The sequence below is a fragment of the Candidatus Zixiibacteriota bacterium genome (assembly GCA_034003725.1).
Taxonomy (GTDB): Bacteria; Zixibacteria; MSB-5A5; order GN15; family FEB-12; genus WJMS01.
The window spans coordinates 1-10,934 of the sequence record JAVEYB010000024.1 but is presented as its reverse complement, the minus strand read 5'-3'; the positions used below and the strand labels follow the sequence as shown (position 1 = coordinate 10,934).

The 10,934-nt window shown below is 53.9% G+C and carries 9 protein-coding genes and 1 CRISPR repeat array; of the genes, 7 read left to right on the top strand and 2 right to left on the bottom strand.

Annotation, left to right across the window (positions count from 1 at the left end; all coding sequences use genetic code 11):
- Positions 1-25: 25 nt before the first annotated feature.
- Positions 26-801: a CRISPR direct-repeat array (repeat unit 36 nt; unit sequence GTCCTGAGGGACACCCCTGTTGACAGGTACTGAAAC).
- 156 nt (positions 802-957) lie between these two features.
- The 7 genes from cmr1 (at position 958) to RBT76_15600 (ending at position 8,509) form a co-directional block, all read left to right on the top strand.
- Positions 958-2,325 (top strand): type III-B CRISPR module RAMP protein Cmr1, encoded by a 1,368-nt coding sequence (gene cmr1 / locus RBT76_15630; GenBank protein ID MDX9859215.1) that lies wholly within the window; start codon positions 958-960, stop codon positions 2,323-2,325.
- Entirely contained in the window at positions 2,325-4,220 is a 1,896-nt protein-coding gene (gene cas10 / locus RBT76_15625; GenBank protein MDX9859214.1) for a type III-B CRISPR-associated protein Cas10/Cmr2, read from the top strand. The genes cmr1 and cas10 overlap by 1 nt, the downstream gene beginning before the upstream one ends.
- On the top strand, positions 4,220-5,386 hold the full coding sequence (gene cmr3, locus RBT76_15620) for a type III-B CRISPR module-associated protein Cmr3 (GenBank protein ID MDX9859213.1): 1,167 nt from the start codon (positions 4,220-4,222) through the stop codon (positions 5,384-5,386). The genes cas10 and cmr3 overlap by 1 nt, the downstream gene beginning before the upstream one ends.
- Before the next feature lie 26 nt (positions 5,387-5,412).
- A complete protein-coding gene (gene cmr4 / locus RBT76_15615; GenBank protein MDX9859212.1) occupies positions 5,413-6,324 on the top strand; it encodes a type III-B CRISPR module RAMP protein Cmr4 in 912 nt (303 codons plus the stop codon).
- Between the two features lies 1 nt (position 6,325).
- Positions 6,326-6,748 carry a type III-B CRISPR module-associated protein Cmr5 gene (gene cmr5, locus RBT76_15610; protein MDX9859211.1) on the top strand — a complete coding sequence of 141 codons (423 nt, stop codon included), beginning with the start codon at positions 6,326-6,328 and terminating at the stop codon, positions 6,746-6,748.
- A complete protein-coding gene (cmr6, locus tag RBT76_15605; protein MDX9859210.1) occupies positions 6,745-7,533 on the top strand; it encodes a type III-B CRISPR module RAMP protein Cmr6 in 789 nt (262 codons plus the stop codon). The genes cmr5 and cmr6 overlap by 4 nt, the downstream gene beginning before the upstream one ends.
- Positions 7,534-7,612: 79 nt before the next feature.
- A complete protein-coding gene (locus RBT76_15600) occupies positions 7,613-8,509 on the top strand; it encodes a hypothetical protein (GenBank protein MDX9859209.1) in 897 nt (298 codons plus the stop codon).
- 43 nt (positions 8,510-8,552) lie between these two features.
- Here the strand turns inward: RBT76_15600 and RBT76_15595 are convergent, their stop codons facing one another.
- Both RBT76_15595 and RBT76_15590 read right to left on the bottom strand, forming a co-directional pair.
- The gene (locus RBT76_15595; GenBank protein ID MDX9859208.1) at positions 8,553-9,557 is read right to left on the bottom strand and encodes a hypothetical protein; all 1,005 of its coding nucleotides are present in this window, start codon (positions 9,555-9,557) and stop codon (positions 8,553-8,555) included.
- A gap of 32 nt (positions 9,558-9,589) precedes the next feature.
- Positions 9,590-10,934, bottom strand: a 1,345-nt coding sequence (locus RBT76_15590; GenBank protein MDX9859207.1) for a restriction endonuclease subunit R, incomplete at its 5' end; no start/stop codon positions are given.

The window sequence follows — 10,934 nt, the reverse complement described above, 5'->3', positions numbered from 1 at the left end:
ATCCTTGGCATCCAGCTGGATGTCAGTCCTGAGGGACACCCCTGTTGACAGGTACTGAAACACGACACAGGTCGTATCGTAGTGCCACTGGGTCCTGAGGGACACCCCTGTTGACAGGTACTGAAACATGAAATCCTTGGCATCCAGCTGGATGTCAGTCCTGAGGGACACCCCTGTTGACAGGTACTGAAACACGACACAGGTCGTATCGTAGTGCCACTGGGTCCTGAGGGACACCCCTGTTGACAGGTACTGAAACTTCTCATTCTGGACGATGATAGTCCCTTTGTTTGTCCTGAGGGACACCCCTGTTGACAGGTACTGAAACTCATTTCGGCTATAGGCGCTCCGCGGTGTGTGTCCTGAGGGACACCCCTGTTGACAGGTACTGAAACAAATTTTCGGTCTCTTTCTCCCTGCTCTTTGTGTCCTGAGGGACACCCCTGTTGACAGGTACTGAAACGAACAATCGTATGGAGACATGATCAGGCTTATGTCCTGGGGGACACCCCTGTTGACAGGTACTGAAACTGAACTATGATGCTTACTTCTGACTGACCAGGTCCTGAGGGACACCCCTGTTGACAGGTACTGAAACAGAAGCATCCCAATGCACAAAGTGTTTGCCTGTGTCCTGAGGGACACCCCTGTTGACAGGTACTGAAACACGCAGTCTGTAGCCTTCAGCACACAGTTTGGTCCTGAGGGACACCCCTGTTGACAGGTACTGAAACTCGATGAAGAGTATGGCAAACACTTTGTCTGGTCCTGAAGGACACCCCTGCTGGCAGGTACTGAAACGTTACCAATGTCTTACGCTCCCGTTTGCCACTCGCACAGCGGTTCGGCCGGGCGAATACCAAATCTCCGCCCGGCCGCTTCCTGCAGACACTTTTCGCTTGACGGGCGCGCGGGAATTGTCTACCTATCAAACCAGATTCACTCGACATCTCTTGGGTGGGAGAGAACGCACCTTTGAAACGAATAATCAGCACGTGCCCGGACCTGCCTATTGGCAAGAACATAAACCCGTACCCCGGCCGCACGCTGCGCACGTGGCACATTCAGGTCATAACGCCGATGTATGGCGGGGGAGTGGAGCCGGGTCGCCCTGACTCAATCACGCCGGTTCGCGGAACGACTGTGCGAGGACACCTGCGTTTCTGGTGGCGCGCCACACGGGGCAGCCGTTTTCAGTCTGTTGCCGAACTGAGAGCCCGCGAAAACGACATATGGGGCAGCACCAAAACCGGCAGCCCGGTTGGTGTCTCAGTGAAGGTAACAAAAAAAGGGACCTTGCAGCCGTGCGCCACGTATTCGCACGGATCGAAGGAGCCAAGATTCAGAGACGGACTTCCCCGATATGCGCTGTTCCCCTTCAAGGGCAAATACAATGGCGATCCGCCCCCGGCGAATGACGTGACCGGCCTCGAGTTCGACCTCACAATCACGTATCCGGAGGGTCTTCAAAAGGACGTGGAAGCCGCGCTGTGGGGGTGGGTGAATTTCGGCGGAATAGGGGCACGTACAAGACGCGGATGCGGAGCTCTCTACTGCGCTGAGTACGCACCCGAATCAGCGAACGCCCTTGACACCTGGATTGCGAACGCGCAGAAGTCTTTTGAATTTCGGGTCACGGGCGAGTCAGCCGGATGGCCGGTAATTGGTAAGACTCTTCTTGTGAATGACAACGCGGAGCGGGATGGATGGGAGTCGGCCGTGGGGCTGCTGCAGGAGTTCAGACAAGGCAAGGATGTCGGACGTGATGAAGGGAGTGATCGTCTCAATCCAAGGAAACTCGGTCGCACAAGATGGCCGGAGCCGGAGTCAGTGCGCGACTTGGTTATGAGACAACGTGAAATGGACGATGCTCCGGCGTTTCATCCCGAGGACGCGCGAATCCCTTCCGGATTTTTTCCGAGAGCCGAGTTTGGTCTGCCTATAATCATCGAAATCCGGGACGAGCATGTAGGCGGTGGTATCAACCTGAAGCCAACTTTGCAGTATTCGGCTTCGCAGGACCGGCTCGCGAGCCCATTGATCTTGCGACCAATGCGTTTTGCCGGAAATCAATCCGGCATATTTGTGTTGGCATTGTCCACTCCCCCTCTCACTTCGGCATACCTCGCGCCGGGGAAAGCCGACCTTGTGGAGGGGGTAACTATCCCGGAGGACAAGATATGCAGCAAGGAGCTTCTAACATATGAATCGTCGCCGTTGGGATTGGCCTTTGATTATCGGCCGCCCAATGACGCGAAAGGTTCCGCTGTCGAGAGTTTCGTTGCCTTTGCCAAGCGGCGCGGTTATCGCGAGGTGAAGATCTGATGCCAACGCTGCTCGCACTGTCGTTGGGTCCGGTGCAAGGCTTCATCGCGGCCGCTCGACGGACACGGGACCTCTGGTTTGGTTCCTTCATTTTGTCTGAAATCAGCAAGTCAGTCGCCCGGTGTGTGCACGACTACGGGGGCCAGTTGATCTTTCCCGCGCCGCAGACTGGTACCGACTTGCAGGCCGAGAGTGCGTTTAATGTCTCAAACATCATCCTTGCCAGGCTCGACCCCCGCGTCTCTCCGGGAGATATCGCTGAGTCTGCCCTGACCGAGGCGCAACGGTGCTGGAAGATGTACGCCGATCAGGCGTTGCAGAACGGACGCAAACTTATCTCCGAGAACCTATGGGGGGAGCAGGTTGACGACGTACTTGAGTTTTATGCGGCATGGTGTCCACTCTCTGATAACGACTACAGGACCGCCCGCACCAATGTTATGAGGCTGCTGGCGGGAAGAAAGGCGTGTCGTGACTTTCTCCCCGCGAAAGGCCACGCAGGTATTCCGAAATCATCATTAGATGGCGCTCGTGAATCCGTGCTTGCCTGCGCAAGGACACGCGAAGAGACCCGCAATCTTCGTCGAAAAGTGCTTCAGGAGCAACCGGAGTTGATGCAACGTCTTCGTCTCTCGGTTGGCGAGGAACTGGATGCCGTGGCGTTCACGAAACGCGCGGCGATAAAAAAACCGTTCCCGTCGGTTTCTCGCGTCGCGGCCGATCCATGGATACGAGGCATTGAACGGGACGGAGGTGGAGCGGAGCAGGTGCTGAAAGAGATCGCAGATCTCTGCCGGCGCTCCAGTTTCTCTACAGGATCAGGCGAATACTACCGTGATTCAGCCTTTCCTTTTGACGGAGAGGTCCTTTACCGGGGTCGACTTGGTAGCCTCATTGCCGACGCGACTCGCGGAGATTCGGATCCCCACAAGTGGTCATACGGTGAGATTGGCCTTTCGCAGAAAGACGTGAACTCACTCGAACAGATCAAGACCCTCCTGAGCAAATTGCAGAGCACACATGATGATGGGTTTAGCTTTGGCGAGCCTAATCCGTACCTGGCGGTTCTGGTTGCCGACGGCGACAAGATGGGCAAGTTGATTTCCAGCTTCGAAGATGAAGGCATGAATATCCGGTTCTCGCAGGCATTGTCCGGATTTGCCTCTGAAGCTAAGAAGGTCGTGGCGGAGTGCCAGGGATTCACGGTATACACGGGTGGCGACGACGTGCTTGGTTTCGTTCCGGTTGACCAGGTGATTCAGTGCGCCGAAAGGTTGCACGAAGCCTTTGGTAGGACCTTGTCGGAGTTTGAAGTGATGGCGGATGGCAGGCCGACGCTTTCTATCGGCGTAGCAATCTGCCACTTCCTTGAGTCACTGGAAGACATTCTCAGGTTCGGGAGGGATGCAGAGAGAGCTGCGAAGAATCGACCGGAAGGCAATGGACTTGCGATTCACCTGTACCCGAGAAGCGGCGCTCCAATCTTGTTTCGTGACAACTGGTCCAATGAACCGGCGGCACGAATGGAGCGGTGGATCTCGATGCTCAGAGAGGGACTTCTTTCAGATAGAACGGCTTATGACTTGCGAGACATGGCTGTCGATTATGCCGGCTGGCCGACAACGCCCGAGACTACGGATGCGATAAAGAAAGACTTACAGCGGCTCCTGAAGCGAAAAAGCTCCCGTGGTAATGAAACGGTGCTTGAATCGGTGGCAAACGACGTTTCAATCGCTCTGACTCGCGTTCATAGTGCCAAGAGCGGCCTTCACGACGGATTCCATTTGGGAATAATGGGACTTGCGCAGGAGTGGCTGATTGCGCGGAGTATGGCGCGGGCTTATGACCAAGCTGCTGGCCAAGGCGCAATTGTAGCGGCAGGAGGTCCCGCCTGATGGCTGCCGAAGTATTCATCAGTGTTACCCCGCGGGACCCTGTTATTGCGCGTGACGGGAGACCATTTGGCATGGGTCAGGGGAACCGTATGAGATCGCTTGCGTTCCCGGTACCGTCAATGACGGCCGGAGCAGTGCGAACTTTGATTGGCCAGTTGGCAGACATGCGGTTTGACGAGAAAGACGTACGCGAACTAAAGAATATCTCCGTATCCGGACCTCTCCCCTGCTATAAGGGGAAGTTGTTCTTCCCCGCTCCCGCAGACATTTTCGTTTATGAGTCAAGCAGTGGCAGCGAGGTTCAACGCAATCACGTACGGCTGCGACCTTCTCAAATGAAACCTCATGAGGGGACTTACCCGCCGCTATCAGTCTCTCCGATCTTGATTACAAACGACGACAAACCGGCGGATTCGGCTGCGTTCTGGTCGTCCGATGTGATGGGGAACTGGTTAGCAGATCTCGATATTGTCACACCACCCAAAGAACAGAACATCGACGACGGATATATGCCTCCGCTCAAACAAGACATCCGCACACATGTCAAGATTGATCCGAAGTTGTATGCTGCCGAGGAGAGCATGTTGTTTTCGACGAGCGGATTAGATTTCACGGTGCAGGGGTCCACTGAACCCCTGGAAGTATCCTTGCGCGTGGAGACCGATCGTGGTGAGACCGCGGAAAAGCTGGCAACACTGGGGCTATTCAACCCACTCGGCGGCGAACGCCGCCTGACACTTTGGCGGGGACAACCGAATCCCGGTTGGACTCCTCCTCAGCCAGTCAATGAAGCGTTTGGCAAAGGCGTCCAGGCGGTCCGTTTGATTCTGGCGACACCCGCTGTTTATCGGGACGGCTGGCGACCTGACTGGATCGCCCCATCCGACAATGTCGGTATTCCTCCCCACAGCAACGTCACACTGAAGCTGATGTCAGCTATCGTGAATCGTTGGCAACCCGTATCTGGATTCAGCTTCGAGCGAGGCAAGACGGGTCCCAAGCCAATACGAAGGATGGTACCGTCCGGAAGTGTCTATTTCTTCAAAGTGATGCAAGGAAATCCCATGGACCTGTTACGCGATTGCTGGCTTAGGTCAACTTGCAGTGGGCCTGAAGTGGCAAATGATGGTTTCGGTCTTGGGTTGTGGGGGGCGTGGCGAATCTAACAGTGCCCGTTTCGGAGGGGCGGAATATGAATTTTAACGCAAAGACCTACTGGCTTCACACCTTAACATCTGTACACGTCGGCGTAGGCCGAGGAGTAGGATTTATTGATCTTCCCATCATGCGTGAGAAGGTTACCAACTGGCCAATCGTTCCCGGCTCATCAGTCAAGGGTGTAATTGCTGACTACTTTGGTGCCTGGGAATCAGCACGCACAGAGAAGTCCGATAAGAGTGCAAGACACAGGCAAGCGTTTGGATTGGCCGGAGACGAATACTCACAATCGGGAGCGCTGATCTTCACTGACGCGCGGGTTGTCTGTCTACCTATTCGGAGTCTGTACGGAACATTCTGCTGGATTAGTTCTCCTATGGTGATGAACCGGTTAAAGCGAGATCTGGAGTCAACAGGCTTCTCTGCAGTACCTTCCATCCCTCACATTCCTAACACTAACACGGCATTGTCGGCAAAGACAGACCAATGTGCAGTCCATTCCGGCGGAAAGGTCTTTCTTGAGGACCTCGATCTTGCACTGAGTGAAAACAAAGCGTTGACACCCTGGGTTGAGATGATTTCAAGAAGCGTGTTTCCAGAGGACCTCACATGGCAACAGGAGTTCGCAAGGAGATACTGTGTAGTCTCAGATGAGACATTCGACTTCTTGAGTGACACTGCAACGGAGGTCCAGGCACGCATTAAAATTGATGCTGAGACAAAGACCGTTTCAAAGGGGATGCTCTGGTACGAGGAGTCGCTTCCTGCTGAAACAATCCTCGCGGGGATTGCGGCGTGCACGCCATTTTCGTCGAGTGGTCCGCTGGATCCAGGCGACTTGATGAACGAGTACTGTTCAAAAGAACTACGCATTCAAATTGGTGGAAAGTCGACAACCGGAAAAGGCAGGGTGCGCTGCGTATTCTCCAGCGGGAGGAATAGCTAACATGCCTGCGAGCCATGTTACGAGGGACCAGCAGCGGGCCCAAGCTGCATACGAGCGGATCATGAAAGTTGACAGGGAACCTTGGCGGAAGGATTACGGACGTCAGTGCCTCAACCTGCCATTCCTTATCCAGCGATGCGGTTTGTGTCAGGCCATTACGTTTCTGGACTCAAAGTCGGCTGCGGACTCAAGGGAATATCTTCGGTATCTGCTTCGAGATTTCGCAGAGGTCTCGGGCATAGCTGACAGCCAGGCTGAACTTGTCACGGCCGTCCGTGGCTCCTCGAACATGGGTGCCGACAATACATTACGGCAGTACCAATGGATGACTCGCGAGGCTCTTGCCTGCAGCATCTGGTTCAAACGATACGCGGAAGCCGTATTGAAAGTGCAACTTGGTGAAGGTGAGGACACGGATAGATGAGTCAAGCGTGTCGAAAAGTAGCCCAGGACCTCTGGTCCAATTCACAGCTTCCAAATGCAGCATCACATGCAGGCCTGATTCTGGACCGATATTTGCTTCAAACTGGTGATGACGGTGAAAGCAAACGCAACCTCCTGGAGGAGGCGAAGAAGGCGGTAGCCAAATCGATCGGGCTGTACGAGCGCGCTTTTCTACGGTGGCACAATGCGGCACCCGTCAATCACTTGGATCACGAATTTAGGTCCGAAGGTCGGCTCGTAGTGGGACTCGGCATAAAATCCGTGATCGAGACGGGACTGAGAATGCACCACACATATGGCGTCCCGCTGATTCCAGGGTCGGCACTAAAGGGGCTGGCGAGTCATTACTGCGCTCTCACCAGAGGACCCATCGACGATGCTTTCGCTGCAGATGGGGCCGCATTTGCACTCATCTTCGGGAACAACGAGGCCAGCGGACTTGTCAGCTTTGATGATGCCTGGATACATCCAAGCTCCCTCACGAATAGCGAAGGTCTGCTACTTGACGCCATGACTCCCCACCACTCAGATTACTACACAGGGAAGCAAGAGGACGCAGCACCTGCGGATTTCGACGGCCCAATACCGCTGCAGTTTCTCTCCGTCAAAGGCACGTTTCTGGTTCGGGTGTGGGCCGATGTAGATGGATTGGAAGCTCGTAAGTTGCTCACAATTTCGATGACATTATTGACTGAGGCTCTGAAGAACTGGGGTATCGGCGGAAAGACAAACTCTGGATACGGAAAGCTGGTTCTCAACAGCTGAACCATAACAGACTCATGAATACTCACCCTGAGGCAGTAGCGGACCTGTGATGAAGTCACATTCGAAAAAGTACACACACGTGTTTGAAGTCCTGCCGCTGTGGCTTCTATTGCTTGCAGCGCTGCTTCTGACACATTGGATAGCAATCAGCATTCATGAGGAGATTGAGCACTGGTCCAAAAGTGTCCCGATCTGGGTAGTCGTGCTCTGTATGTTAGTGCTACTTACTCTCGTGGCAATCGGACTGGAGTCATATAGGCGTCGCTCCTTTCTTCCACGCACGCGTGACATTGATGACATCGCCAACCCGCCGAAGAGGAAGCACCTCCTGCTCTTTCTCTCGTATCTGAGGGCAGAGGTACTCGAAGCTTACAGGTCTGGGCAACTACCGTGGTCGGAGATGAAAGGTTCTTTGACGGCGTCTCTGGAGACTGTAACTCGCAAAAAGAACGACGAAACCGCAACAATCGATTCTAGATTTAGGCTTCAGTTTCCATGGGAAATGCCGCTTCGCGCCATTGCGCACAATTTGGGTGAGCTCAAAAGTATTACCATAATCTGCTCAAGGGATTCCGCATCTCAGGCGAAGGATTTCGTCAAGTTGTTAGACGGATTTGATGAGATCAGATCTGACGGAGTTGCAATAACTCTACTCGGTATTGACGGTCTGTCTTTGGAGATGATTGATGCCCGCAGTGATCGAGTCGACTCCCTTGGTGGGTTGAATTTTGAAGGTTTCAATAAGCTGGCAGAGGCAATTGGATTCTATTTGAGAAAACTGTCGGCTGACGGGGTACGCGAGCGAGACATCGTTATAGACATCACAGGCGGACAGAAGCCCACAAGTGTTGTGGCGGCGGCGGTGACGTTCAATCGAAAGGTGCGTTGTCAGTACGTGCAGACAAATAGACCGTGGAATGTGGTGGGGTATGGTATAGAGATGAGTTTTGTTGAGGCAATTAAGTTGGAATACTAGTTTTTGCAGCTTGCAGACGATATCGACACACTGGCAACATCATTCAGACACGATGCGATCTCGCCCGCTCGATTTCCACCAACGGAGCAAACCAGTCACGCAATGCTTGCCAACCCGATTCTTGGGGTATTGGCCTGGAATCAAGGTACTGGATCTCCTCAAGTTGCTGCCACATTGCCTCACAAGTCCGTCGTGGGTGATTCGCTATGAATGACTCATAAAAGTCATTGAAGATCTGATAGTGATCGCCGACGATGAAAGGCTCCCAACTCTGGCGCAGCCTGTCTTCTGGTTGGATATCGATGATTTCGATCTGGTTAAGATCTCTGACTCGGGATTCCGCCAGTGCCTTTGTCATTAGCTGCATCGCTTCCACATCGCTCACAGGTGCACTGTACCCAAAGATTGTGACAATGTAAGCTTCCTTCAAGTAACTGACCAGCTTCTGCCATTCTGAATCTATGAAGTGGTTTTGCTGATAGTTCTTCTGGCCTATCGGATAGAGCAACGGCACATTCTCAAACCGACTGAGGCACTTTGGGCACAGTGTTCCAGCTCGTCCACATTTCCGGTCAGCCGTACAGAACCCGATAGCCACATTGCCGTGTAGAAACGCTACATTTGGCAAGTCAATCCATTTGCTGTTGCGTTTTAGCGCCTGGAACAGCAGCGGGTCCCAATTGAAAGTCGCTATCAAGTCCTTAGATCGCAACGAGACTACAAGCAGATCGTAAATCGTCGGGTACTCTGGCAGCTCTATCGATTGGAAATAGGTCGAGATCGCAGCCTCGATCTCCGCGAGGATATGAACATCACCAGATCCGTGAAGACGACTGTAAGTTGATTCGAAGCTTGCGTCGTCTGCTCTGATACCGTGATGATTGAAAAGGGGTCCGAGTTCAACAGTGGAGATTATGTCTTTCATTAGTGGAACAATACTTCCATTCTTGTCACCATCTGGGCACGTCGCCCTGCTTGCTCCCGCCCCGAGGATGACAATGTGTGGTCGGCCCATGCTCAGATCGCCGATTTCATCATACACTGACATGGTATCGTCCAGATCGCTAATTAACCGATGGCCTATCCCACGCTCAACTTGCACATCCCCGCAATCCAGTACCTCAACCCCGACTGTGCCTCATCCGGCTTCGTGAGCGCCTTTTCCGCATGCGCCACGTAGGCATTTCGGAACTGGTTGATTCGTTCCACCATCTCGTAGAGCTTGTCGTCACCTGCTTTGCCAAACCGATCCTTCAGACCGTTGAATATTCCACCGAGACCGGCCTCCCCATTGAGGCCGAAGTCCAGACAGAAAGCCAGCAGCCCCATCGGCCAAAGGCCGTTTCGGAACACCAGGGTCTTCTTGAGATTGCGCGCACCCACGAGTAATTGCGACTTCTTCTTCGCGGGGAGGTTCCCAAGATGTGGTGCGAAGTAATCATCTTGCTGTACCGGCTTGGTGGGAACAAGGTCGAGCAGCCGCCGCATAATTAGGCTTTTCGCAGCCTCATCGATCGATCCAAGCAACGGCTGGAAAGCAGGCGCGAAGTTCTGTCCTTTCTTGTTCTGCAGGAAACGATACAGTGTGACCGACTGCTCGACGGCCCTCTGAAAGCGTTCCGGCAACTTCTGGAAGACTACGACAGGCAGAAACTCCGAGATAGTCGCATCAATATCCGTTGTCTCCGACGTGTAGAGCGCCAACTGGGTTTGGGCCTTCGTCGCATCATCGATGAGTTCGCGGAGCGAAGGGTTGCAGGCTCGTGCGAGTTGCTCTATTTGGTCCGTTTCCGCACGCTCAAACTCCGCTTGAGGCACGTATAGATACTTCCACTTCTGACCATTCGAGGCAGACTCGCACCAGGCCACCGCTGCGCGCGCCTTGAGGGGAACATCGGCGTCCTTTCTGCCCTTCGTCTCAACGAGCAGATAGTCGCCCGACTTAGTCTTAACGAAGAAGTCCGGCGTGTAAAAGGCCAAACGTGAACCAAAGGTCAAGTAGTCGATCCGAAGGCACTGCGGTCCGGCGTTCTTCGCGAATGCCACGACATCTGAGGCGGTGTCGGCAAACCGCACAAATCCCTGCTCTAGAGACCTATTACAGGGCACCAGATTGAACGGAGTGCGCTGTGCCACCAAGACTGGCCGACTTTCGGATGCAGTCACTTGGAATGGCTTCCAATCAAACAGGGAGCCCGGATCTTCTGCTTTGGAACGTGTCTCCGTTGTAACGGTCTTTTCCCTCACCAGCGGTACGAATGTTGCGCGCACATACTCTCGAACATCCGGCTCGCCGAGACGCGGGACGATCGCGGGATCGAAGATATTGATCCGTTTTTCGAACAGGACTCCCTCGAAGAACTGCTGAAGCAGGGGCGCTAATACCGAGTGCGTTCCCCTGAGCCTGCAGATCAACTCGAGCTCT

What these genes read in the sequence shown, in the direction of transcription:
- cmr3 (MDX9859213.1), top strand. Translation starts at nt 4,220, where the DNA reads ATGGCTGCCGAAGTATTCATCAGTGTTACCCCGCGGGACCCTGTTATT.
- cmr6 (MDX9859210.1), top strand. Translation starts at nt 6,745, where the DNA reads ATGAGTCAAGCGTGTCGAAAAGTAGCCCAGGACCTCTGGTCCAATTCA.
- cas10 (MDX9859214.1), top strand. Translation starts at nt 2,325, where the DNA reads ATGCCAACGCTGCTCGCACTGTCGTTGGGTCCGGTGCAAGGCTTCATC.
- RBT76_15595 (MDX9859208.1), bottom strand. Translation starts at nt 9,557, where the DNA reads ATGTCAGTGTATGATGAAATCGGCGATCTGAGCATGGGCCGACCACAC.
- cmr5 (MDX9859211.1), top strand. Translation starts at nt 6,326, where the DNA reads ATGCCTGCGAGCCATGTTACGAGGGACCAGCAGCGGGCCCAAGCTGCA.
- cmr4 (MDX9859212.1), top strand. Translation starts at nt 5,413, where the DNA reads ATGAATTTTAACGCAAAGACCTACTGGCTTCACACCTTAACATCTGTA.